The sequence below is a fragment of the Paenibacillus mesotrionivorans genome (genome assembly GCF_046098205.1).
GTDB classification, from domain to species: Bacteria; Bacillota; Bacilli; order Paenibacillales; family NBRC-103111; genus Paenibacillus_AR; species Paenibacillus_AR mesotrionivorans.
This window is the reverse complement of record NZ_JBJURJ010000011.1, coordinates 124,413-147,167: the sequence shown is the minus strand read 5'-3', so window position 1 is coordinate 147,167 and position 22,755 is coordinate 124,413. Positions and strand designations below refer to the sequence as shown.

The 22,755-nt window shown below is 56.6% G+C and carries 22 protein-coding genes and 1 riboswitch; of the genes, 13 read left to right on the top strand and 9 right to left on the bottom strand.

Annotated elements, in window-relative coordinates; translation table 11 throughout:
- Positions 1-459: 459 nt before the first annotated feature.
- The gene (locus ACI1P1_RS17460) at positions 460-2,046 is read right to left on the bottom strand and encodes a histidine kinase N-terminal 7TM domain-containing diguanylate cyclase (protein WP_416217711.1); all 1,587 of its coding nucleotides are present in this window, start codon (positions 2,044-2,046) and stop codon (positions 460-462) included.
- A 98-nt stretch (positions 2,047-2,144) separates the two neighbouring features.
- Here ACI1P1_RS17460 and ACI1P1_RS17455 point away from each other — a divergent pair, with 98 nt between their 5' ends.
- Entirely contained in the window at positions 2,145-2,699 is a 555-nt protein-coding gene (locus ACI1P1_RS17455) for a guanylate kinase (RefSeq protein ID WP_416217710.1), read from the top strand.
- Positions 2,700-2,750: 51 nt separating this feature from the next.
- On the opposite strand, the gene ACI1P1_RS17450 is transcribed toward ACI1P1_RS17455, so the two are convergent.
- The gene (locus ACI1P1_RS17450; RefSeq protein ID WP_416217709.1) at positions 2,751-3,428 is read right to left on the bottom strand and encodes a hypothetical protein; all 678 of its coding nucleotides are present in this window, start codon (positions 3,426-3,428) and stop codon (positions 2,751-2,753) included.
- 129 nt (positions 3,429-3,557) lie between these two features.
- Here ACI1P1_RS17450 and def point away from each other — a divergent pair, with 129 nt between their 5' ends.
- The 3 genes from def to thiM all read left to right on the top strand — a co-directional run bounded on the left by def (position 3,558) and on the right by thiM (position 5,567).
- Complete coding sequence (def, locus tag ACI1P1_RS17445; RefSeq protein ID WP_416217708.1) at positions 3,558-4,073, top strand: peptide deformylase; 516 nt, start codon at positions 3,558-3,560, stop codon at positions 4,071-4,073.
- 107 nt (positions 4,074-4,180) lie between these two features.
- Positions 4,181-4,501 (top strand): cupin domain-containing protein, encoded by a 321-nt coding sequence (locus ACI1P1_RS17440; protein WP_416217707.1) that lies wholly within the window; start codon positions 4,181-4,183, stop codon positions 4,499-4,501.
- A gap of 65 nt (positions 4,502-4,566) precedes the next feature.
- Positions 4,567-4,675: riboswitch (TPP riboswitch) on the top strand.
- 82 nt (positions 4,676-4,757) lie between these two features.
- Entirely contained in the window at positions 4,758-5,567 is an 810-nt protein-coding gene (gene thiM, locus ACI1P1_RS17435; RefSeq protein WP_416217706.1) for a hydroxyethylthiazole kinase, read from the top strand.
- A 103-nt stretch (positions 5,568-5,670) separates the two neighbouring features.
- On the opposite strand, the gene ACI1P1_RS17430 is transcribed toward thiM, so the two are convergent.
- A complete protein-coding gene (locus tag ACI1P1_RS17430) occupies positions 5,671-5,901 on the bottom strand; it encodes a hypothetical protein (protein WP_416217705.1) in 231 nt (76 codons plus the stop codon).
- Positions 5,902-6,018: 117 nt separating this feature from the next.
- Entirely contained in the window at positions 6,019-6,405 is a 387-nt protein-coding gene (locus tag ACI1P1_RS17425) for a DoxX family protein (RefSeq protein ID WP_416217704.1), read from the bottom strand.
- A 260-nt stretch (positions 6,406-6,665) separates the two neighbouring features.
- Here ACI1P1_RS17425 and ACI1P1_RS17420 point away from each other — a divergent pair, with 260 nt between their 5' ends.
- Complete coding sequence (locus ACI1P1_RS17420) at positions 6,666-8,780, top strand: RCC1 domain-containing protein (RefSeq protein WP_416217703.1); 2,115 nt, start codon at positions 6,666-6,668, stop codon at positions 8,778-8,780.
- Between the two features lie 11 nt (positions 8,781-8,791).
- Here ACI1P1_RS17420 and ACI1P1_RS17415 read toward each other — a convergent pair whose 3' ends face one another.
- Positions 8,792-9,697, bottom strand: a complete 906-nt coding sequence (locus tag ACI1P1_RS17415) for an SDR family oxidoreductase (RefSeq protein WP_416217702.1) — start codon at positions 9,695-9,697, stop codon at positions 8,792-8,794.
- Positions 9,698-9,991: 294 nt separating this feature from the next.
- On the opposite strand from ACI1P1_RS17415, the gene ACI1P1_RS17410 reads away from it, so the two are divergent.
- A complete protein-coding gene (locus ACI1P1_RS17410; RefSeq protein ID WP_416217701.1) occupies positions 9,992-11,092 on the top strand; it encodes a GGDEF domain-containing protein in 1,101 nt (366 codons plus the stop codon).
- Positions 11,093-11,109: 17 nt separating this feature from the next.
- Here ACI1P1_RS17410 and ACI1P1_RS17405 read toward each other — a convergent pair whose 3' ends face one another.
- On the bottom strand, positions 11,110-11,919 hold the full coding sequence (locus ACI1P1_RS17405; RefSeq protein ID WP_416217700.1) for an HNH endonuclease: 810 nt from the start codon (positions 11,917-11,919) through the stop codon (positions 11,110-11,112).
- A 216-nt stretch (positions 11,920-12,135) separates the two neighbouring features.
- On the opposite strand from ACI1P1_RS17405, the gene ACI1P1_RS17400 reads away from it, so the two are divergent.
- The 5 genes from ACI1P1_RS17400 (at position 12,136) to pdaA (ending at position 18,321) form a co-directional block, all read left to right on the top strand.
- Positions 12,136-14,169, top strand: coding sequence for a WG repeat-containing protein (locus tag ACI1P1_RS17400; RefSeq protein ID WP_416217793.1), 2,034 nt, complete (start codon positions 12,136-12,138; stop codon positions 14,167-14,169).
- A 98-nt stretch (positions 14,170-14,267) separates the two neighbouring features.
- Positions 14,268-14,498 (top strand): hypothetical protein, encoded by a 231-nt coding sequence (locus tag ACI1P1_RS17395; RefSeq protein WP_416217699.1) that lies wholly within the window; start codon positions 14,268-14,270, stop codon positions 14,496-14,498.
- Positions 14,499-14,623: 125 nt separating this feature from the next.
- Positions 14,624-15,118: a cysteine hydrolase family protein gene (locus ACI1P1_RS17390; RefSeq protein ID WP_416217698.1), complete on the top strand. Its 495-nt coding sequence runs from the start codon at positions 14,624-14,626 to the stop codon at positions 15,116-15,118.
- Positions 15,115-17,442 carry a helicase C-terminal domain-containing protein gene (locus ACI1P1_RS17385; protein WP_416217697.1) on the top strand — a complete coding sequence of 776 codons (2,328 nt, stop codon included), beginning with the start codon at positions 15,115-15,117 and terminating at the stop codon, positions 17,440-17,442. Before ACI1P1_RS17390 ends, ACI1P1_RS17385 begins: the two co-directional genes overlap by 4 nt.
- A 66-nt stretch (positions 17,443-17,508) precedes the next feature.
- A complete protein-coding gene (gene pdaA / locus ACI1P1_RS17380) occupies positions 17,509-18,321 on the top strand; it encodes a delta-lactam-biosynthetic de-N-acetylase (protein WP_416217696.1) in 813 nt (270 codons plus the stop codon).
- 48 nt (positions 18,322-18,369) lie between these two features.
- On the opposite strand, the gene ACI1P1_RS17375 is transcribed toward pdaA, so the two are convergent.
- Both ACI1P1_RS17375 and ACI1P1_RS17370 read right to left on the bottom strand, forming a co-directional pair.
- A complete protein-coding gene (locus ACI1P1_RS17375; protein ID WP_416217695.1) occupies positions 18,370-18,867 on the bottom strand; it encodes a CBO0543 family protein in 498 nt (165 codons plus the stop codon).
- The gene (locus ACI1P1_RS17370; RefSeq protein ID WP_416217694.1) at positions 18,864-19,355 is read right to left on the bottom strand and encodes a CBO0543 family protein; all 492 of its coding nucleotides are present in this window, start codon (positions 19,353-19,355) and stop codon (positions 18,864-18,866) included. The genes ACI1P1_RS17375 and ACI1P1_RS17370 overlap by 4 nt, the downstream gene beginning before the upstream one ends.
- Positions 19,356-19,688: 333 nt before the next feature.
- On the opposite strand from ACI1P1_RS17370, the gene ACI1P1_RS17365 reads away from it, so the two are divergent.
- Complete coding sequence (locus ACI1P1_RS17365) at positions 19,689-20,981, top strand: homocysteine synthase (protein ID WP_416217693.1); 1,293 nt, start codon at positions 19,689-19,691, stop codon at positions 20,979-20,981.
- A gap of 76 nt (positions 20,982-21,057) precedes the next feature.
- Here the strand turns inward: ACI1P1_RS17365 and ACI1P1_RS17360 are convergent, their stop codons facing one another.
- Positions 21,058-21,660, bottom strand: a complete 603-nt coding sequence (locus ACI1P1_RS17360; RefSeq protein WP_416217692.1) for a hypothetical protein — start codon at positions 21,658-21,660, stop codon at positions 21,058-21,060.
- Positions 21,661-21,822: 162 nt separating this feature from the next.
- Here ACI1P1_RS17360 and ACI1P1_RS17355 point away from each other — a divergent pair, with 162 nt between their 5' ends.
- Positions 21,823-22,752 carry a DNA-3-methyladenine glycosylase family protein gene (locus tag ACI1P1_RS17355; RefSeq protein WP_416217691.1) on the top strand — a complete coding sequence of 310 codons (930 nt, stop codon included), beginning with the start codon at positions 21,823-21,825 and terminating at the stop codon, positions 22,750-22,752.
- Positions 22,753-22,755: the final 3 nt, after the last annotated feature.

Below are 22,755 nucleotides of genomic sequence, written 5' to 3'. Positions count from 1 at the left end.
CGATTAAACGGAACTTAGAGGCGGTTGGCCGGAGCTTTAACGAAACTTAGAGGCGGTTGGGTGGGGGAATGAAGCTGCCGGAGCTTTAACGGAACTCAGAAGCTCTTAAGTGCCGAAAATAGGCCGCCAGAATTTTTAACGGAACTGGCCGGCCCTTACAGGAGGTTTTTTCGTAAATTTAGTGAGTAATTTGGCGCTAACGGTCTGATAGTTCCGTTAGATTTGGAATTCGCCTGTTTTTGCTCTGTAAGAGACGGATAGTTCCGTTACGGATATTTTGAGGGGAATAGCGATAGCCTGAATGGGCTGCGAACTGAGCCGAAGGGATAGTGTACATAAGGGGCAAGAATCCAGTATATTCGGCTCGTAAAAATGGTAAAATATGTATAATATTTCCATGAACATGGCCCAGGCATGCCAGCGGGCATACTGAGCCGTCATGAATGCTGCAGCGCCCGGTCATTCCGTCCCGGTGCTGCAGCAGACGGTGTTCCGGCCGGCGGCCTTGGCCCGGTAGAGAGCCTGGTCGGCGGCTTGGAGCAGCGGCTCCAGCTCAAACCCTGCGGCGCCGTCTGCCTCCGCCACGCCGAAGCTGGCCGTCAGCTGCAGCGGCTTTTCTGCGGTGGGCAGCGGCATGGCAGAGTTCGCGATGGCCGCCCGGATCTGCTCCGTGCGCCGGCTGGCTTCGGCCAGCTCCATACCGGGCAGGCACAGGACGAATTCCTCGCCGCCGTACCGGCCGAGGATTTCCCCCTCCCGCAGCTGGCTCCGGCAGACGTCTACCAGGTGGACCAAAGCCTGGTCTCCCGCCGAATGGCCCAAACGGTCGTTGATGATTTTAAAGTGATCCACATCGAACAAAACCATGGATAAGCCGGAGCCGGCTTTCTCCGCCTCTGCCAGCAGCCGCCCGGCTTCCTCCATAAAGTGGGCACGGTTATATATGCCCGTCAGCCCGTCATACGAGGCCAGCCGGAGCAGCTTTTCCTCGTAGCGGACATGCTCGGTCACATCGATCAGCATCAGCATCCGTCCCACCCGGCGGTCATTCTTTACCCGCACCGGCAGGGAACGGACCTCATAATGCCGTTCCTCTGCTCCCTCCTGCAGCCATCGGGTCCGCCAGACCTGCTCCGCATTCACCTGCTGGTCGGCTTCCGGAGGCAGCGTCTCCAAGCCTGCTTTCCCTGACCAGACGGCTTCCAGCGGTTCGCCGATCCGCTCCGGAGCCAGCGGTGGAATCATGCGCCGGGCCGCCGGATTATAATCCACCAGCCTCCCACTGAGATCCAGCACCAGCACGCCGTCCCGCATGCTTTCGAACACGTAGCCTCTGGCGATAGGCACCACCTGGAACAAATCCGTGGTCCGGATGGCCCAGACATACAAGGAGGTTGTGAAGATCAAGATAAAGGGAACCGGGTCCATATTGTAGGGGATCACTCCCATCAGATACAAAAAGGACGCGATAATCGGAAGCATCGTCCCCAGAAACAGTGTGAAAATCTGCTTCCGGTATGCTCTGGAGGCCGTCCGCCATTGACCTACCAGCAGGCAGGCTCCGAGGAACATGCTGCCGAAGGTATAAGCGCCGTGGATGATATACCACGGACCGATGATAATATCCGCCATGGGAGACGGAGCATCGGTCCGCAGATACAGGGATTTGTAGAAGAGGTGATGCAGATCATTGGTTGCTACCAGGAAACAGGTTATGGCGGGGATTACGAAGAGAAGTCCGGTTATCTTGCGGGAAAGCCATTTGTCCACTCCGGTATAGCGACTGACCAGAATAAGCAGAAACACTGGTGAAAACGCCATGCCCAAATAGGCCACGCTGATCCAAACCTTAATCGCGGCGAGGGTGGTGCTGGCCAGCTGCAGTGCCGCTCCGAAGCAATAGAGGGCTGCCGTTGCGGTAACGCCAGCAAATGCCCTCATGGCCTGTGAGCGGGTTTTGTCGGACAAGGCATACACAAAGAGGAGCGCGTTCAAGGCTCCGGACGTGGTAATCAGTGTGATGTAGATAAAGGTCTCGGAATTCAAGCCTTGGTCCCTCCTGACGAATGAGAAAAAAACGATATCCGATTTTTTTGTACTTTTATTGTATAATATAGGGATAAGAATGGAAAAGAGGCGGTTACATGTCGCATCGGCTAGTTGTTCTGCAGGGACCCAGCGCAGCGGGCAAAAGCACACTTCAGGCCAAGCTCGGCCTGCCCCGGATCGTCACCTGGACCTCCCGCCCTCCCCGGGAGGGGGAAACCCATGGAAGAGAGTATTACTTCGGCAGCGCCGAGCAGCTGAAGGCCATGTACGCCTCCGGTGAGCTTCTGGAGACAACCGAATACCAGGGGAATATGTACGGCACCTCCATGGCATCCGTTGCGGCAGCCATTCAGGATGTGACCCCCCACTCTGTGGTGCTGGATGCCTTCGGAGCCCGCAAGGTAAAGGAGCGTTACGGGGACAAGGTGCTGCTTGTTGGCATCTACGCGGAAAAAGACCAATGCGCCCGGCGCCTGGCGGAACGGGGACTGTCCGCTCTGGAGCAGGAGCGGCGGTTAGCCAGTTATGGAGAAGAGGTCTCGCTCCTGTTCGGGTGTGACCTGATAATCCCCAACCCCGATCAGCGTCTGGACCAGGCCTTATATTTTATCGAGGCTATTGGAGGCGCTTTGACGGAACCATGGGATTAAAAAAACGGCTGCCCTGGAAATGGACAGCCGTTCATTTGCATCGGGTGACAGTTATTGATAGTAGGAGGTTGTAAGCGGAATGATAAACCCTCCGTCTGTGGGCTGTTTGACCTGAATGGAAATATTCTTCACGCCTGTGATCGTGACTTCAATGGTCTGGAGGCCTGATGAAGGAGTAATGCCCTTGACTTCCTTGAGCAGGGCATTCTTGTCAATATCGGTGATCTCCAGCGATTCCACATCCTGGACTGTTGCGGCAAATTGCAGAACCAGCTTCGTATATTTGCCCGCCGGGCTTAAGGCCGTATATTTAATATTGGAGTCCGGTGCGCTGTACAGCACCTCAGAATAGTCTTTGCCACCGAATTGCGTATGTGCGGGATCCTTGGAATAGAGTGTGTTGTTAAAATCCTCCCGGTTAACCGGAACACCTTCCGCAAGCTCGCCCAGAAGGACCTCTTTGGCTTGCTCATCGTACTTCACAGGTATTTCCAGCAGATTGGCGATTCCCCGGACAGGCAGATACGTGGTGCCCTCGTAGGTAATGGGAAGAACCTGGTTGCCGTCCGCATCCTTCAAAACGGCAATTTCTCCATTGAATCTAACCTTCAGCTCTCCATTCAGGTAAGCCCGGATTTCCTGAAGCTGCGTACTGGCTAAAGCGCCTGCTGCCATACCAACCAAAAGAAGCAGGGTTCCTCCGAATGTGACCAAAAGCTTTTTCTTCATAAAAAGACTCCTTTCCGCCTGGAAAATAAATTTTGGTGATTATAATTATTTCAATATTATAATAAGTTGGCACAATTTCACAAGGGAAATTGAGGATATGGCGCAGGAGCAAACGAAAGGGGTATGAGGATGGCAGTAAAAGAGGTTTTGCCGTTTGGCGATCCCATTCTGCGGAAAACCGCCAAACCTGTGGAGGAGCTGACGCCCCGGGTGCTGCGGATGCTGGACGACTTGGCGGAAACACTGTATGCGGCTGACGGCCGGGCGGGTTTGGCCGCTCCCCAGGTAGGTCTTTTGCGCAGACTCATTGTGATGGACTGTGGGGATGGTCTGGTGGAGCTGATCAATCCGGTTATCCTGGAGCAAAGCGGGGAACAGATGGGAACCGAAGGCTGCCTGTCCTACCCCGGCTACTACGGCAACGTGAAACGGGCCAACCGGGTAAAGGTGAGCACCCTCAACCGGCAAGGGGAAACGGTCATTATTGAGGCGGAGGGGTATTTGGCCCGCTGTATCCAGCATGAGGTGGATCATCTGGACGGGGTGCTGTTTATCGACCACATGCAGGAGCAATGGCTCTTCCATGAATCCGGCAGCGGCCGGGTGCCGCTATTGCAGGTACTGAAGCTCAGCAGACCTCTCTGACCGGGGGAGTCCTGGTGAAGGGGTAGCTATGGACATCTCCCGGCAGGATGGGTATGCTTAGAAGAGATATGCGGTGCGCCGCAAGAATAGACAGGAGGCAGGTACAAGTGAGCAATATCGGAGTATGGGAAAATGCGGAGCCGGGCGTAAAGCGTTGTATTCTGAACGCAGTGGGCAGCCTGATGATGATGGAGGTGCGTTTTGCCAAGGGGGCGGAAGGCTACGAGCACAGCCATCCCCATGAGCAGATGAGCTATTGCTTGCGCGGACGGTTTACCTTCCGTATCGACGGCAAGGAAACGGAAGTATCCGCCGGTCAAACCATCGCCATTCCCAGCAATGCCAAACACGGGGTGACAGCGCTGGAGGAGGACTCCGCACTGCTGGATACCTTCACACCCATCCGTCAGGATCTGGTGAAGTTCTAGGATTGTATAAGACGGCTGCTTCGCATTGCCAAGCACAGGCCTTCTTGGTAAGATGATCGTAATTGCATATGAAGCATGGGAGTCCGCAGGAGCGGGCTGAGAGTACGGCTGTCCGCCGTTTACCATTGGAACCTGTTGGATCATGCCAGCGTAGGGAGCTTGCCCGTTTTGAGGCGCTTTGCTATTGGCGAGGCGTCTTTTTTGCGGTTCACGCGTCCGGCTAGCTGGACTACCGATAATGAGGAGTTGGCGGAAAATGGAATTACATGAGCTGGAGCAAAACCTGATGAAGGTACGGGAGCAGAAGCCCCTGGTCCACAACATCACCAATGTGGTGGTGACCAACTTTACGGCGAACGGGCTGCTGGCGCTGGGGGCATCCCCGGTTATGGCGTACGCCAAGGAAGAAGTGGCTGATATGGCCAAAATCGCCGGTGCCCTGGTGCTAAACATGGGCACCCTGGATGAAACCGTGGTCCACGCCATGCATGTGGCCGGCCGTTCGGCCAACGCTCATGGCGTGCCGGTGGTTTTTGACCCCGTCGGCGCAGGCGCCACCCCGTACCGGACGGATACGGCACGGAAGATGATGGACGAGGTCAAGGTGTCCATCCTGCGCGGCAATGCCGCAGAGATCGCCAACGTGATCGGCGAATCCGGCACGATCAAGGGTGTGGACGGAGGCGATACCGCAGCGGATGCGGTGGAGCTGGCCCGCCAGGCAGCCCGGAAGCTGGGCTGCGTGGTGGTAGTGACCGGCGCCGACGATATCGTAAGCGACGGCAGCGTCACCTGGAAGGTCAGCAACGGCACCGCCCTGCTGACCAAGGTTACGGGCACCGGCTGCCTGCTCACGTCTGTGATTGGAGCCTTCGCCGCGGTAGAGAAGGACCTGGTCAAGGCGGCGGTATCCGCCCTGGCCTACTATGGCGTAGCTGCCGAGGAAGCCCTGAAGGTATCCGGCGGCGACCGTCCCGGAACCTTCCAGACGGAGCTGTTGAACCAGCTCCATCAGGTGGAAGGCGCCTTCGTCAAAAAAGCGGCCATCCTGGCTCAGGTAGAGTAGGCCTGCAAGCAGCCCGTCACAAAAAAAGGTTGTCCCAAACGTCATGAGCATGACGGGGACAGCCTTTTTTTCGTGTTGGAAGCACCTGCGTAAGACCATGGCTTCAGGACTTCTCTCCGCCGCGCTCCACCTTACCCGGCAAATCCTCCTTCAGACGGTCCATCAATGCGGCGGTTTCTCCTGAGTCGCCCTGGCAGTTGATCCATTGGGCCAACCCTGTCAAGGCTGCCACCTCCATGTCATCCTCTGCATCCCCGCGGCCCGCTACAGTGGCATCCGCCTCCGGAAAACCCGTGCCTGCGTGCTTTTGCTCCTCTTGAAAATCTGGGGACAAGCTCTCCGCCTCCTTTCACACACATCTTTACCCATACTATGGCTTGGCGGCCAAGGTTCTATGCGCATGCCAAAACGCCGCCCGGCATAACCCAGGCGGCGTTCACTATGCAGCAAATCAGCCGATGGCGTACAGACCGGGGCCAGTCAGGGCCAGAGCCACTGCTACTGCAATCAGCAGGAGGTTATATTCATAACCGCCTTTATCGGTCCAATAACCGTTGGGGCCGTGAACCTTCACAATGGCCACCAGCATCGTGCCTGCGATGAGCACTGCGGCTACCGGCAGCCACAGACCTGCGGCAAACAGAAGGCCGCCTGCCAGCTCAGACAATCCGGCCATCACAGCCATGGCCACACCGGGTTTCATACCGATGGATTCCATCCAGCCTCCGGTGCCTTTGGGGCCGTATCCGCCGAACCAGCCGAACAGCTTTTGCGCCCCGTGCCCCATCAAGGTCAATCCGACCACCAACCGTATAATCAACAAACCTGCATCCAACATTAGAATTCCTCCCTGATTATCTTGTGTTTTTGAATTAACTTACTTTATGTAAGTATAATAGCATGAGCGACTTACTTTTGTAAAGTTAATTATTATATATTTTAGTGGGCGATTTTTTCTGCCTGTACATCCAAAGAAAGAATCCCTGCTTCCGAAACATTCCAGTGGATGAAAGCGTCTTTATTGGTAGAACAGAGGGCTTAGCAGCGGCCAGGGGTGTCCTGTCCGTGAAATAGCCCGAGAGAGGGAGGTTTACCCTCATGGTCCAATCTGGCAAATATGCTGCGTTATTTATCATATGGATTTTGGCAGGGGCGCTTTTATTCGGATGTGAACGGGAGCAACGGATAGCGCCGGAGGAGACCCCAGCCTCATCCTTGGCCCCGTCTCCCGTTCCTACAGCCGCCCCTCCTGCACCGGCGGCCTCCGCCCCAGCAGCGGAACCGGCCTCCCAGGTCCGGGTTCCGGTAGCCTCCGTTGCCGCCGGGCGGATATTCGATGCCGCAGGCTACGGCAGCAAGCCGGGACTATCCTTTGCCGTTGACCGGGACGGCACTGCCTGGCATTGGGGCTGGGGCTTCGGCTCTCCCGAGGCGGATACCGGGCCTAAACGGGTAACCGCTGACAGGCCGGTGACGCAGGTGACCCAAAATTATCTGTTGGGCAAAGACGGCCATGTTATGAAGCGGGGAACCAAGCAGCAGGAGGCGCTTCAGCAGGTGGAGGGTTTGTCCGAGATTATATCCATCCAGCAGCTGGATGAGATGTTCGGCACCCTGTTTGCCCTGCGCAAGGACGGAACGTTATGGTACTTGCCGAGAGAAACGGGAAAGCCGCTGCGCTTCGGCAATTTTTCAGGGGTATCGGCTATATACGGAACATCCTTTTCGCTTTTTGTGCAGGAGCAGGAAGGCAGGCTGTGGTATGCGGCAGGGTTAAGCGGGGATATTCTGAAGCCGGAGAATCATAAAGTGCTGCTGCTGCAGGGAGTTGCATCGGTAACGGTCGGTTATGAGGATGAGGCGCTGATCCGGCTGGATAATAACGAGGTTTTGCGCTATCTTCCCCGTGAGCAAAAGCTTGCAGCAGAGCCGCGGCTTGCCGGTGCGGTGAAGATGGCTGTAGCCGGTGAAGGCACCTATCTGTTCACCCGCAGCGACGGAACCGTATGGGGCTTCGGGAAGAATGGGGACGGACTTCTGGGGCCAGGCACTGAAACGGTGCTGGACCCTGTACAAATACAAGGGCTTGAAGATATTGTCGGTCTTGAAGCGGGCAATCATCATGCCTTGGCCTTAGATGAAGCAGGCCGGGTATATACCTGGGGCCGGAATATGGACGGCCAGCTGGGCAGGGTTCCGGTTATTTTGGACCGTTGGAAGGACATGGGGGAGCTGACCGGCGTCCGCAAGGCCGTGGCTGCCTCCGGACGTCCCTATTTTATTATGGAGGACGGGACCCTGCGCGCCATGCAGCCTGACCGCACCTTCGGGCCAGTACCGGGAGTGGCGGAGCTTCAGGAGCTTCAATTTGTCCTGGGTTATCCCGTTACGCTGGATAAGACAGGAGCTGTCCGGCTGTGGGAGAAGGATTTCTCCTCTTCCCAGCCTCTGACGCTCACCAATCCGGTGAAACGGATGGCTGCCGGCGGGGACCGGCTGCTGCTGCTGGACGACCGGGGCAAACTGGACCTGGTATTTTTGCGTGAGGCGGTGGAGAGCATGGGTCAAGAGGCTGGTGCAGCCAGCCCTAGTACCACCGGGCTTGTGCCTGCTGGGGCGGAAAAGCTGGCCGCAGAAGGGGGCTGGACCGGGCGGATCCGTTCCCTCTACGGGAATCCGTATGTGTTTATGGCGCTGACGGAGGACGGAAAGGTGTTTTATGCCGACCGCAACAAGGAGGGCGGGTACCGGTTCCGTTCCATCATGGGGACTAATCCCGTGAAGGAGCTGTCGGTTGACGATTATGTGCTGCATACCGCCGAGCCGCTGCAGGTATGGGCGCTGGAGGAAACCGGTGATCTCCGGGAGATCCGGCTCGACATGGAGATGGAATGGAGGAATAACACCGGCAAGCTGGAGATTCTGTCGGTGACCCCTCAGGTGCAGTCGGCCCATGCCCGGAACATCACCCGCATCAGCGGAAGCCTTCAGGTGCATGCTGACGGGACAGCCGGCGAGGACCGCCACAAGCTGCGACTGCAGGCACAGCTGCCCGCCCCGGTTAAGCTGCTTTCTTCTTTCTACAATTACAATATCGAAGGGCCGGGGCTGCATTATCACGTGCTGGTGAATGAGCATAACCAGGTTAGCCTGCTGGGGTATAACCCCTTCGGGCAAATCGACCCCAAGCCGGGTATCGTTCCGTTCCCCTGACAGCCTTGGCGTCAGCTGGTGATGAAATCCCCGCCGTTAACATGCATGGTCTCCCCGGTCACATAGCGGGAGTCGTCAGACGCCAGATACACATAGGCAGGAGCCAGCTCGAAGGGCTGGCCTGCCCGTTTCATGGGTGTTTCGGTGCCGAACACGGACACCCTGGCGGCGGAGAAGCTTGAGGGGATCAGCGGTGTCCAGATAGGGCCCGGAGCCACCGCATTGACGCGGATCCCCTGCTCCACCAGGTTCATGGCCAAGGAGCGGGTAAAGGACACAACCGCACCTTTGGTGGCGGAATAGTCCAACAGGGTCTTTTCTCCACGGTAGGCGGTTATGGAGGAGGTATTAATGATGGAGCTGCCGGCCTTCAAGTGGGGCAGGGCCGCCTGGGTCATGAAGAAATACGAGTAGACATTGGTGCGGAAGGTATGCTCCAGCTGCTCCTCGGTAATATCCGTCAGCTTCTCCTGAGGGTACTGCACCCCGATGTTGTTCACCAGAATATCCAGTCTGCCGAAGGTGGCAATGGCGCAATCCACTACCTCCTGGCAGGCTTTTTTGGTATTCAGGTCGGTGCGGATAAACAAGCAGCGGCCTCCCAGCTCTTCGATCCGCGCCTTGGTTTCCTCTGCATCCCGCTCTTCGTACAGGTAAGGAACCACCAGACAGGCGCCTTCCTTGGCAAAAGCAACCGCTGTTGCCCGGCCAATACCGCTGTCGCCGCCGGAAATAATAGCTGTGCGGCCCTTAAGCTTTCCGCTGCCCTGGTAAGCCGGATTTTCGAAGATGGGCCTGGGGTTCATGACATATTCCAGTCCGGGCTGGACCGGCTGGTGCTGGGGAGGAAAGGACAACGGCTCTTCCTTGCATTCCGTCTTTTTGCCGTAATACGGGTAAACGGGGTAACACTCCATAACGAATAACCTCCGCATCATAGGGGATAAATGCCTATGCCTTCACCATATTCCCCGGAGGCAGTCCAGGTGAATGGAACCGGTGGGAAACGGTGGGCGGAATAAGGGAGATTCCCCAATTTTCCAGAGGTTGGTGTGGATAAAAACGGGACAAAATGTATAAGAATTCACCTATTCTATATTTTCTGCATAATAAAGGAATTACTAAAACGATGTCGAATTATTACGCAGGTCAATGGGCGCAAAGACCTATACACATTGTGAGGACAAGGTCGGATTGCGGGAGACGATAACATGAAGCAGGATGATTTTCTCGGCATGAACAACCGGCGGTGGAATCGGAAGTCTCTCAATTCTTTCTGGTGGGTATTGCTTCTGGTCCTTCTGGCGGAGGAGATTATGCTGCTCCTCAGCAGGGGAGGCGGCTGGGAGGCCCAAATGAGATATATGCTGATCCCTGGCGGCATCAATTTTGGCATTCTCTGTCTGGGTGAGCTGCTGTATTTGCGGCTGAAAAGCGCCTACCATTGGGTGGTGGTCGGCATGACCACGCTGATTTGCACCGTCCTGATCGTGGCTCATCATAGCCTGGACTATATCCAGGCCCTTTGGATTTTGCCGATTGTGGTTTCCATTATGTATTTCCAGCGGCGGTTGGTGGTATATACCGCGCTTATGAATTTGTCGGCGTTCCTGATTGCCACTTCCCTTTTTCCGGCGCTCCGTGACCGGACCTCCCTGGTGGAATGGCTGGTTATCCCCCTTATTCTGGGTGTCTCCGCCTTCGTGGCGATGAATTCCATGGAACGGGGGATGGAGCTTCTGCAGGAGCTGCGGATGGAATCGGTGGATAAGCAGAATCTGATGATCCAGAATGTGATCAAGGATAAGATGGTGAGGACCGACCCGCTGACCGGCCTATATAACCGGGCGGCGCTGAACGAGCATTTGGAGATGCTGCTGCGGTATGCGGATTCGGAGGGGTTTTCCCTCCATGTGGCGATGATGGATGTGGATTTTTTTAAGTCGGTGAATGATACCTTCGGGCATCAGGCGGGGGATCAAGTGTTGAAAAGGATTGCCTCCGCCATCCGGGAGGGAGTGGGAAGCAGTGATTTTGCCGCCCGCTACGGCGGCGAGGAGTTTACCATTGTTTTTACGGACCGGACGCTGGAGGAGGTCCGCCAGGTGCTGGAGCGCATCCGGGAGAATGTGGAGCTTCAGGAGCATCCCGGACTGGAGGGGCGGCGGGTGACGATAAGCATCGGGCTCCATCCCTACGGCAAGGGGATGGAGGCGGACCGCTTGCTGGAGCATGCCGATGCTTACCTGTACCAAGCCAAACGCAAAGGCCGCAACCGGATCTGCGACCATCTCACCTCGACGGAGGCCTGAACAGCCTGTCCTTCGGGTTAATCCTCCACACCTTCCATAAAGTCCTCCAGACTGCGGTTGGCCTTGCTCTGGTTACATAAGGAGCAGGCGCAGACGCAGTTCATCGGGGTGGTGTGGCCGCCCCGGGAGCGGGGCAGCAAATGGTCGATGGTATCGCCGTATTCCCCGCAGAAATAACAGGTAAACTGATCCCGCATCAGGATGTAGCGCTTGAATTTCTTGTTGGAATAGAGGCGGCGGATGGTATGGGCGTTGACTACCACGGCGGCGTACTCCTTGACCAGGACGGACGCTGTCTCCAGATCCGTCTCCTGCACCCAGCGCCGTCCTTTATCCGTATGCCCGCGCATGCGGATAATGCCCTCCCGGGTGGGGCGGAGCACGGAAGCGTCGGGTCCCGGGGGTTTGGGCGGAGGCTCCGGCAAGGGGCGCCGGCTGAGCCTGCGCATAGGCACCTGGGAGAGATGCTCCTCTCCCGGCGCAACGGGGACCGCAACCGGTGTGCTGCCGTCTGCGTCTGTAAGGGGCGGGGATGTACGGCCCTCCATATCCACAGCCATAAACGGGCTGCCTGCCCCAGACTCCGTGCTCTCACCCGGAGGAGGACTCTCCTGGCCGGTGAGACGCCGGAGCTTTTTAGTTTTTTTGCGGCAAGCCCGGCACATGCCGCGTCGGGCATTCTTGCCGGAGCGTTTGCCTGTCCGCTTCATAAAATGCGACAGCGGCTTGTACATATTGCAGCGTGGACAGAGTCGTTGCGCATCCGCCTCTTCCACGGATTCCGCAGCCAATTCTTCTTCTCTTGCAGACTGTGGCTCCTGAAGCATGAGGGTACCTTCCTTTTTATTATAAGGGTTATGAATAGTCGGATTTACCTGCTGGCCGCTTGGAGGGCTTTTCCAAGGGGCTTATTCCTATTGTAGCGGATTTTGGCTGCGCGTGCATGTTGCGAATTTCATAGGCCGAGTTGTCATTTCCTCCCCGTTGTCCCCATATGCTTATGGCATAAACCTTGCGATACCTTAGGAGGGACCGCCTTGAGCATGCATGCAGTGGGAGATTTTGACGGAGACGGGATTTGGGAGGCGGCAGCGCTGTCCCGCGCCCAGGACGGGTTGTGGCTGACGGTCTACAAATATAGCGGTTGGGGCTGGACGGAAACGGGCCGTTGGCAGTGGCCGGATCTGGCTGTTCAAGCCTTCTATGCGGTGCCGGCTGCCGTCAACGGAAGAAGCGGCCACAATCTGGTGGTAGGCTGGGCGGCGGAGACACAGGCCTCCCTGTCCGTAATGGATTGGACGGCGGAGGGGCCTTCCGAGCGGGTGCGTTATGCGCTGTCCGGCGGGGAAAGCTCTGCTCAGCGGGCGCAAGTATTGCTTCCGGCAAGCGTGAACACCACCTCCGGGCAATTATGGGGTTATGTGGACGCAGGGGGCAAGCTAAGGCTTCCCGCGGTCTACGATTATGCGGAGAGCTTCCAGGATAATGGGCTTGCGGTGGTGTCCAAAAACGGCAAAAGCGGGATTATCAATACCCGCGGCCAATTTGTGGTGGAGCCCCGCTTTGACAGCATCGGCGAATTCTCCGAGGGGAGAGCGTCCGTATCGGATGACAAGGGCTCTTATGTGATTGATGAGCAAGGCAGGCGGGTGACGCCGCCAGACAAGGTCTACAGCTATATCCAGCCTTACAGCGAAGGCCGGGCCCTGTTCTATCAGACGGGACAGGGAGAAAACGCCGCATACGGCTATCTCGACCGGGACGGCGCTGAGGTGATTCCCGCCTCCTATATGGAGGGGAATGACTTTGCCAACGGCAAGGCCTTGGTCAAGGTGAAGAACGGGCTGTACCGTCTGATCGGACTGAACGGCGAAACCCTGTCGGAGCTGCCCTTTGCCTTTGTAGGTCCGCCCGCAGAAGGAGTATTGGCGTACCAGGATACCGACGGGGGCAAATACGGCTACGTGAATGAGCAGGGGGCTGTGGTCATCGCTCCGGCTTTCACGGGAGCGCAGCCCTTCCAGGCGGGCCATGCGGTTGTCAACACGGCAGAAGATTACGGCGCCAATTACGGATTGATCGATAAAGCCGGGAAGTTCACCATTCCCGCCGGGTATTCGGACATCCGTCTCTTGGGTCTGGGCCGCGCAGCGCTGGGCAAGCCCATTGATCCCGCCCGGCCGTATGTGGGCACCCGCTATGCCATATCCGATCTGAACGGGAATCTTTATTCCAACTTTCAGTTTCTGGCGGTGGAGGACTTCAAGCGGGGGGCCGCTTCTGTCCAGGACGGCAAAAATACCTACTTCATCGGTCCCGACGGCAAACGGATTACCCGGCTTCCCCTTGTCCCGGGCAGCGGCACGTTGTCCTTCGAAGACGGCCTGATCCGGGCCCAGGTGGATAACCGGCTGTCATATCTGACCCAGTCCGGACGGTTGGTATGGACTCAGAATACGGTGATCCCGCTTACGCCCCCCTACCGGGTAAGAGAGCTCAAGTACAAACCGAACAAGGATTATCTGGTGTATTATCCCCAAGTGGATGGCATCACGCCTCCTTCTGTGCGGGAGCAGGTAAACCGGCGGCTGGCGGAGCTCTCCAAGGTAAAGCCTGTTCCGGCGGGCCAGCAGCTGGAATCCTCCTACACCGGGGACTTCCAGGTGATGTTCTACCGCGGCCGGCTGCTCCAGCTGCTGCTGGAGGGATATGACTATCCCTTCGGCGCCGCCCATGGTATGCCCTCCCGGGTATATCCGCCGCTGGATCTGGGCTCAGGCCGGTTCTATGAACTGAAGGATCTGTTTAAAGCGGACAGCAATTATCTCCAGGTGCTCAGCGCCATTGTGAAAAAGCAGATCGACAGCGGTGCTTATCCGTATGTGTGGCCGGACAATTACAAGGGCATTACGGCCGATCAGCTGTTCTATGTCACCGAGAATGACCTCCACCTGTTGTTTACGCCTTATGAGATTGCCCCTTATGCAGCGGGCTTCCCTGAATTCAAGATTCCCTTTGCGGAGCTGGACCCGATTCTGGACAAAACCGGCGCTTTCTGGCGCTCCTTTCACCCTTAAGCCCGGTCAGCCAGCCCTGCCAAACATCCGCACGGGTAACCCCCGGCGCGGCGCGGCATCCTAACCCCATCACATTCCGGGGAGGACTGATGCTGCCCATGGGGAACCAAGCCAGTGAAAGCAAGCGGGCTGTGCTGAGCGGTAAGGGCTATGTGTTTTTGGATGGTCGCTGGAGGCATAAAGGGGGCGGCCCCGGCTTCTCCGATTTCCCCGTCCAGGCGTTGGGGGATGCGGAATTTTCCGAGTCGCTGGACCGGTATGTCTCCGCTGTTTCCCGGAAGGTGAACGAAGCGCATTTGGGCAAAGCGCTGTTTGTGTTTAAGCCTTAGTGGTATTGCTGGCCGGCCGTATTTTGCGGCCGGTTTTTTTCGGTCACGCATTGCCAGCCGTCCCGGCAGGCTGTAAAATAGGAACAAATGTTTGAAAATTCAACTAGGTGAAGGGAATGGATCCAATGAAAATGGCATTGCTGATTGTGGATATGCAGCTGGCTTATCTGGGGGATTGTGTAAAGGAAAGCGGAGCGGAGGCCGCCTGCGAATATATCAATTATGTCTCGGAGAAGTTCCGTGCCAAGGGCCATTGTGTGGTCCATGTGAAGCATGTTGATCCCGGCGAATCCAAGGAGGATCTGGGCTGTGAGATTATCCCCCAAGTGAAGATTGGTCCAGAGGATCATACGGTCTGGAAAAGCTTCAACAACGCCTTCTGGCAAACCAACCTGGAGGAGCTGCTGCGCGGGGAAAAGGTGGACCTGGTCATTGTATCCGGCTATTCCGCGGAATACTGCGTTACCTTCACCTATGGCGGAGGAACGGAGCGGGGCTTTAAAACGGTCATGCTCCAAAAGGGGATTGTGAGCCGAAATCCGTTGGTGGTGCCTGAGGTGACCCGGGACCGGAATATGATTTCGTATCCGGCCATTGACGCCATTCTGGAAGCACAGTGAGAATTCCTGTCTCTGTCCGCGGCTTAGCCGAATATGCCTTCCGGGCGGGAAGCATTGACGGGAGCTTCCGGACAAGCACACCTCTGGCGGAAGGGACTCGCATTCATAAGGCGGTCCAGGCGGAATACGGCTCCGCAGACCGGACAGAGGTGTTCTTATCAGGGGAATTTCCCTACGAGGAGCTGCAGTTTGTGTTGGAGGGGCGCTGCGACGGCCTGCGGCAGGATGAGGAAGGCGCTTTTATTGAGGAAATCAAATCCACCGCTTCGACGCTGGAGAATCCGGCCATTCAAGCAGGCTTGCCTGTGCATTGGGCCCAGGCCTGCTGCTATGCCTGTCTCTTCACACGGCAGGAAGGACTTGACGGAATCAGGGTCCGTCTTCTGTATGTGCATACCGGCTCGGATCAGCGCCATGCCATTACACGGCAATTTTCCTCCGGAGAGCTGGAGGAGGCGGTTGCCGCAATGCTCGCCGTGTATGCCCCGTTTGCCCGGATGAGCGCCGCCCATATAGCCCTGCGCGGGCCCAGTATTAAATCGCTGCCCTTCCCCTATGAGGGTTACCGTCCCGGCCAGCGCAAGCTGGCTGGTGCGGTATATCAAGCCATAACCGAGGGACGGAAGCTGTTTGTCCGGGCGCCAACAGGTACGGGCAAAACCATGTCTACCCTATTTCCTGCTGTGAAGGCTGTTGGGGAAGGGCTGGCGGAGCGGGTGATGTATGTGACCGCCAGGACCACCGGACGTGCCGCCGCCGAGGAGGCCTTCAGCCTGATGGATAAGCAGGGGCTTATTTTCCGCCGGGTGACGCTGACTGCCAAGGAGAAGATCTGCTTCCAGGAGGAGGTCCGCTGCACTCCGGAGGCCTGTCCGTATGCGGATGGGCACTATGACAGAGTGAATGGGGCCATGCTGGACCTGCTCGGTCATGAAACGGCCATCACCCGCCAGGTGGTGGAGCAATATGCAAGGAAGCACCGGGTGTGCCCCTTTGAGTTCTCTCTGGATGCGGCTTATGAATCGGATGCCATGATCGGCGATTATAACTACGTGTTTGACCCGGTGGTGGCGCTGAAGAGGGTGGGGGACGCGGATCGCAAGAAGACGGTTGTACTGGCGGATGAAGCCCATAATCTGCCTGACCGGGCTCGGGAGATGTATTCCGCTGCCCTGGACAAATCCGCGTTTCTCCAACTGTCGCGCAGCTTCAAAAGCGCCGCGGGCCTGTACCGGTCCTCCCGGGGCATCAACGCCTGGTTTATCGCCATGCGTAAACAACTCCAGAACGGGGACAGCCCCCGGCTGGCTGCTCCACCCGAGGAGTTGGGGCCCCTTCTGGAGGAATTCCGGCAGGAGGCGGAGGCCATGCTTGCCTCCGGAGCCCAGTCGGGTGGTCCCGGGGACAGCTTGCTGGCCGATACCTATTATGCGGTGCTGGGTTATCTCCGTGTAGCCGAAGGGTTCGGTGAGGAATACGCCGTTTTTGTGGAAGAGGAGCGGCAGGAGCTGCACCTGCGTCTCTATTGCCTGAATCCCTCCCGCCTGCTGGAACAGGCGGGCAAAAGCTACCGCAGCCATGTGTTTTTCTCAGCCACTCTGGCGCCGATCCGCTTCTATCAGGAGCTGCTGGGCGGCAGCGAAGAGGATTATGGGCTGGCGGTTCCATCGCCCTTCCAGAGAGAGCAGCTGCGGGTGCTGCATGCTCCGGTCTCCATCCGCTACCGGGACCGGGAGCAGAATATCGGTCCCGTCGCCGGACTGATCGATGTCCTGCTCCGTGAGCAATCTGGCAATGCAATCGTCTTTTTCTCCTCCTATGACTACATGCGCAAGGTGCATGCCCGGTATATGGAGGAGCATCCTTCCCCCAGCCATCTGATACTTCTGCAGGAGGCGGGAATGGGTGAAGAGGAACGGGAGGCGTTTCTCGCCTGCTTTCGGGCGGATGCAGAGACCCCTGTATTGGCGTTTGCGGTGCTGGGGGGCATTTTTGCCGAGGGGGTGGATTTGCCCGGGGACAGGCTGAAGGCGGTAGCCGTCATTGGAACCGGGCTGCCGCAGGTTGGGCTTACGCGGAATATGATCCGGGAATATTATGACCGCAGCGGCCGCGACGGGTTTCAGTATGCTTATGTGTACCCCGGCATGGGCAAGGTGCTGCAGGCCGGAGGCCGATTGATCCGCTCCGAGGCGGACACCGGGACACTGCTTCTGGTGGATGACCGTTACCGGATGCCGCCTTATTGGGATTTGCTCCCGGAGGAATGGAAGCCGCCGGAACCGTTGAAGCTTCCCTCCTTCTGGGGAAATCAGGAAGGTTGAATTCCGCCTCTTTGTGCCATATTACCCTTGTCGGAGATTTGATTATTAGGGCAAGGGGTGAACAGCATGAGGCGTTTATTGGCGGTTGCCGCAATAGCGGCTATCTTGGCAGCCGTTCCCCAGGCGGCGTATGCTGCAGACCGCAGCACAGTTGGGGTGCAGCAGGAAATCAGCGGCAAGACCTTCAACTTCGGCTTCTACAAAAGCAAAAACGGACAGCTTCCCTCCATCGCCCAGGAAGGCTTTATGGAGATGCTGAAACGTCATAACGCCATATTTTTGGGCAACACCGAGGAAAAGGAGCTTTACCTGACCTTTGACAACGGATATGAGAACGGATATACGCCGGGGATCCTGGATGTGTTGAAGGAAAAACAGGTGCCCGCGGCTTTTTTCGTCACCGGCCATTATATTAAGGATCAGCCGGAGCTGATCAAGCGGATGGCTTCGGAGGGGCATGCAGTGGGGAACCATTCCTGGAGCCATCCCGATATGAGCACACTGGGCACAGCCCGCATAACCGACGAGCTGGAGAAGGTGCGTTCCGGCGTGGAGGCTCTAACCGGCCAGAAGGACATGAAGTACCTGCGTCCGCCCCGCGGAATTTTCAGTGAACGGGTACTGAAGGAGTGCGCGGATCAGGGCTATACCAGTGTATTCTGGTCCATCGCCTACAAGGATTGGGAGACGGATAAACAGAAGGGGGCGGATTATGCCTATAACCGGGTTATGGAGCAGCTCCATCCCGGGGCGGTGCTGCTTCTCCATTCCGTTTCCAAGGATAATGCCCAGGCGCTGGGCAGGATTATTGATGAAGCCCGTAAACAGGGCTACACCTTCAAACACCTGGACCAGCTGACGGTCCGGACTTACCGGTAAGCAATATTTGCTGCAAAGTGAAAGTCCCTGCTCCGCTTTCAGGCGAGGTCAGGGACTTTTGGTTTCTTTTGTATAGCGGCTGATGTTCTTGAAGAACAGTACACAGAAGCTGCGGGTGGCAAAAAACGTCACCAATAGCGACAGCCAGGTGGTCCACCAATGCCAGTGAATATACCGCACCAGCTCTGTGTACCTTTCCAGCAGGACTTCGGGGATGGTCAGAGCGGTACAAAAGGCCGCATAATACAGGAATTTGCGCAGCCGGCTGCTCTCTACCGGATAATATGCATTGAACACGGCGCATATAACCGGATAGGCCATATATTCGTAGGTGAAGCTGGTCCGGTTGACCTTGGCCAGCTCCCGGACCGGGTATTCCAGGAATCCGTATTCTACTGCAACGAGACCGAGCAGATAGGTGATGGATTGTTTGAACAGATATGCAATCAAAGCCAGTCTTCTTTTGTCCCGGGGAATAAAGAACAGCAGCAAGAAGGAAAGCACCCAGACCCCCAGCAGAATCCAATGATCCAGTCTTATGCTCATACAATCCTCTCCTCCGCCTGCAGATAACCCGGGCCCCGGAAGAGCCATTTGGTCACGCCTAAGGGAATGAGGAAGATGACGAGCATCGTCACCCAATCCAGCAGCAAATTGTAGTGGTGGGCAACAATGAGCTGCGTATAACGCATCAGCACCAGCCGGAGGATAATCAATCCTGTGGGCCATATGAGAATATATAAGGTTTTTTTTACAAAGGAGCCTCGCGGCTCGAACAGGATGCAAAAGCCGACAACGGCAGGATAAAGGAGATATTGCAGGGTGAAGCCCACGTCAGTAGCCTTGGGAAACTCCCGTACGGGATAATCGAACATCCCCAGCTGGCAGTGGATGAGGACATTCAGCCAGGTCAGGTTTTGGGCCATCAGATATCCTGCGGCAAACCGGTGCCAGGTGCTTCGTTTCACCAGCAGGCCAATGGCTGCAAGGACAAGAATCCAGGTAGCTATCAGAATCACGCGTTCTTTAATCATGGCTGGGTCTCTCTCTTGAAAAAGATAGGTGTACATCTTAGACCGGCATCTCATGCAAGCCCCTTAGTTTGCACATACACCCTAGTATAACCCGGGGATGCCACTCCATACCCGGAGAGGCTAAGCTGGGTGTTTAATCCCTTTTGCATAGGAAAGCAGGAATTTTCAGGCGGGGAAAAGAAGTAAATGAATTGACGGAGTCCTGTAAAGTTGGTATGATTTAAATTATTACAATACCAACGTGAATACTTGGTATAATGATCTGTTTTATTCTTGAAGGCGCTTGCCGCTGTCAGAGCCTTGCCACTCCACAAAAACCGGGAGGAATTAACCATGTCGCAAGAACGCCAACTGCAGCCTGAAACCCTGGCTATCCATGCGGGGCAATCCATTGATCCCACCACCTTGTCCCGTGCCGTTCCGCTTTATCAGACCACATCTTACGGCTTCCGGGATACGGAGCATGCGGCGAATCTGTTCGCCCTGAAGGAATTCGGCAATATTTATACCCGGTTAATGAATCCGACGACGGATGTGTTCGAGCAGCGGGTCGCCGCATTGGAAGGGGGCGTAGGGGCATTGGCTACGGCCTCCGGATCGGCAGCCATTACATATTCCATCCTGAATATCGCGGAATCCGGGGATGAGATCGTTTCCTCGGCCACTTTGTACGGAGGCACGTACAATCTGTTCGCCCATACGCTGCGGAAGCTGGGTATCAAGGTTACCTTCGTGGATGCCTCCGATCCTGAGAATTTCCGCGCAGCCATTACGGATAAAACCAAGGCGCTGTTTGCCGAGACTATCGGCAATCCCAAAGGGGATGTGCTGGACATTGAAGCAGTTGCAGCTGTTGCCCACGAGAATGGCATTCCGCTGATCGTGGATAATACCTTCCCCAGCCCGTATCTGCTGCAGCCAATTAAATTCGGTGCGGATATTGTTGTCCACTCCGCTACCAAGTTTATCGGCGGGCACGGCACCTCCATTGGAGGCGTGATTGTGGACGGAGGCAAGTTCGACTGGACCGCCGGCGGCAAATTCCCGGGTTTGACCGACCCCGATCCCAGCTACCATGGTGTGGTTTATACCCAAGCGGTAGGGCCGCTCGCCTATATCATCAAAGCCCGCGTGCAGCTCCTCCGGGATACGGGCGCGGCTATCTCGCCCTTTAACTCCTTCCTGCTCCTGCAGGGTTTGGAGACCCTGCATCTGCGGATGGAGCGCCACAGTGAGAATGCGCTGAAGGTCGCCCGGTATCTGGAGGGCCACCAGGCGGTGAAGAGTGTCAGCTATGCAGGGCTTGAGAGCCACCCTTCTTATGAGCTGGCCCGCAAGTACCTCTCTAAGGGGCAAGGGGCGATTCTTACCTTTGAAATCAGCGGCGGCGTGGAAGCAGGCAAGAAGCTGATCAACGCCGTACAGCTTTTCTCCCACTTGGCCAATGTTGGGGATTCCAAGTCGTTGATTATCCATCCGGCCAGCACCACCCACCAGCAGCTGTCGGAGGAGGAGCAAATTAACGCAGGGGTAGAGCCCGGCTTGATCCGCCTGTCTATTGGAACCGAGGCCATCGAGGATATCCTGTTCGACCTGGAGCAGGCTATTGCAGCCAGCCAGCAGTAAGCACAGATTATAATTGCATATTTTACTCAAAAAAACTGCTTCCCGGCATCGATCCGGGGAGCAGTTTTGGTTATGGTCACGTGATTTTGGGAACAGACTGGAGGAGTGGAATCAGATTGGAGGCGGGACCCTCCGGCGGGGCAACGATGGCCTGGGGTTTCCCGGCCGGTTCCCCTGCTGCCGTTGTGCGCGTTGGCCGCAGGCGCGAGCCGATTTCGCCGATCTGCAGGCAGTTCCAGTCCATTTCGTTCTGGGATTCATCCGTCCGTACCAAAGACCATTGGTAATCCCGGTCAAACAGGTACAGCGTAGGCGGACATTGCTCCAGATGGGCGGCCAGCTCCTTGTAATTGGCGATGCAGACCCCGCTGGCCCGGGCAAAGGGTGAAGCCGCTTCCATATACCGGTGGTCCCAATACACCAGAATCTCCTCCAGCTTGTGGGTGTAGCTCTTGAAGGTCTGCTCGGAAATGATATAGGGACGGCGCTTCCGGTCCGTAGCATAATAATCCCACAGGGAGTAGCCGCTGTTCCGGTAGCCCTTGTTGCGCCGCAGCTTCTCCAGCATCATGAAGGCATGAACGGACATCCGTTCCTGGTCGAGGAAGGTTTGGATATATCGGGATAAGGCTTGCTCCGACAGCTTGGGGCTAAGGGGTTGAAGGACAATATCTGGCAAGGGGCATCCACCTCCGGTATGCGGCGCCCGCTGCAGCGCGAGCCCAATGGGCAGTCTGCATGGCATGCGGAAAAACGCACTGCTGCCTTACCTGCCATTATACCCCATGGACAAGCATCTTGACATCACATTCTATAACGGAATAGGAGGAATACTTTAGCTATGGAAAAAAGCCTTGTGCGGCTTGCAGTGCCGCAGGACTATAACTTCAGCCATTCATTGGGGTACCTGGAACGCAATGAGTCGGAATGTTTGCACCAGGTGGAGGACCGGATCGTATACAAGGCCATCCGGATCGGAAGCGAACCGGTGCTTATGGCTATCGGCGAGGAGGAAGGCCGGGAAACGGAGGCCTCTTCTGTAGAGGGCGGGCGCCATCTCATCCTGCGTTTTCTGAACGGTGAGCCTGCTGCCGCGCAGCGGGAGGAAGCGGTGGCTTTTGTCCGGGAATGGCTCGATCTGGATACCCGGCTGGAGGAATTTTATGACTTATGTGCCCGGGACCCGGTGCTTCAGCCTGTGGCGGAGCGGTTCAGGGGGTTAAGGCTGGTGGGAGTGCCCAGTCTTCTGGAGGCCTTGTGCTGGACGGTTATCGGCCAACAGATCAATCTTTCCTTTGCCTATACTCTCAAAAAAAGACTGGTGGAGACATATGGAGAGGAACTTGTCCATCAGGGCCGCAGATTTATGCTCTTTCCCTCCGCCAAACGGTTGGCCGGGCTCCCTCCCGAAGAGCTGCAAACACTGAAGTTCAGCCGGTTCAAGGCGGAAACCCTGCTGTCCGTAGCCCGGCTCATCGCAGAAAAAGAGCTGTCCAAGGAACAGCTCCTGCTCATGGGGGACCTTCGGCTGGCGGAGGATAAGCTGATGGAGATACGGGGAATTGGACCATGGACGGCCCAGTATGTGTCCATGCGCTGTCTGCGCAACCCGGACGCTTTCCCGTTGTCGGACGTGGGATTGCATCATGCCATCCGCATGAGGCTGGGCCAAACGGTAAAGCCCTCCCTCTCTGTAGTGGAGACTATGGGGCGTGCTTGGCAGCCGTGGCGTGCTTATGCCACCTTTTATTTATGGAGAACGCTGTATTAAATA

Coding starts and splice junctions, on each gene's coding strand:
- pdaA (WP_416217696.1), top strand. CDS start 17,509: ATGAGGCGTTTATTGGCGGTTGCCGCAATAGCGGCTATCTTGGCAGCC.
- ACI1P1_RS17365 (WP_416217693.1), top strand. CDS start 19,689: ATGTCGCAAGAACGCCAACTGCAGCCTGAAACCCTGGCTATCCATGCG.
- ACI1P1_RS17420 (WP_416217703.1), top strand. CDS start 6,666: ATGGTCCAATCTGGCAAATATGCTGCGTTATTTATCATATGGATTTTG.
- ACI1P1_RS17390 (WP_416217698.1), top strand. CDS start 14,624: ATGAAAATGGCATTGCTGATTGTGGATATGCAGCTGGCTTATCTGGGG.
- ACI1P1_RS17400 (WP_416217793.1), top strand. CDS start 12,136: ATGCATGCAGTGGGAGATTTTGACGGAGACGGGATTTGGGAGGCGGCA.
- ACI1P1_RS17415 (WP_416217702.1), bottom strand. CDS start 9,697: ATGGAGTGTTACCCCGTTTACCCGTATTACGGCAAAAAGACGGAATGC.
- ACI1P1_RS17425 (WP_416217704.1), bottom strand. CDS start 6,405: ATGTTGGATGCAGGTTTGTTGATTATACGGTTGGTGGTCGGATTGACC.
- ACI1P1_RS17450 (WP_416217709.1), bottom strand. CDS start 3,428: ATGAAGAAAAAGCTTTTGGTCACATTCGGAGGAACCCTGCTTCTTTTG.
- ACI1P1_RS17395 (WP_416217699.1), top strand. CDS start 14,268: ATGGGGAACCAAGCCAGTGAAAGCAAGCGGGCTGTGCTGAGCGGTAAG.
- ACI1P1_RS17355 (WP_416217691.1), top strand. CDS start 21,823: ATGGAAAAAAGCCTTGTGCGGCTTGCAGTGCCGCAGGACTATAACTTC.
- thiM (WP_416217706.1), top strand. CDS start 4,758: ATGGAATTACATGAGCTGGAGCAAAACCTGATGAAGGTACGGGAGCAG.
- ACI1P1_RS17410 (WP_416217701.1), top strand. CDS start 9,992: ATGAAGCAGGATGATTTTCTCGGCATGAACAACCGGCGGTGGAATCGG.
- ACI1P1_RS17370 (WP_416217694.1), bottom strand. CDS start 19,355: ATGATTAAAGAACGCGTGATTCTGATAGCTACCTGGATTCTTGTCCTT.
- ACI1P1_RS17375 (WP_416217695.1), bottom strand. CDS start 18,867: ATGAGCATAAGACTGGATCATTGGATTCTGCTGGGGGTCTGGGTGCTT.
- def (WP_416217708.1), top strand. CDS start 3,558: ATGGCAGTAAAAGAGGTTTTGCCGTTTGGCGATCCCATTCTGCGGAAA.
- ACI1P1_RS17405 (WP_416217700.1), bottom strand. CDS start 11,919: ATGCTTCAGGAGCCACAGTCTGCAAGAGAAGAAGAATTGGCTGCGGAA.
- ACI1P1_RS17455 (WP_416217710.1), top strand. CDS start 2,145: ATGTCGCATCGGCTAGTTGTTCTGCAGGGACCCAGCGCAGCGGGCAAA.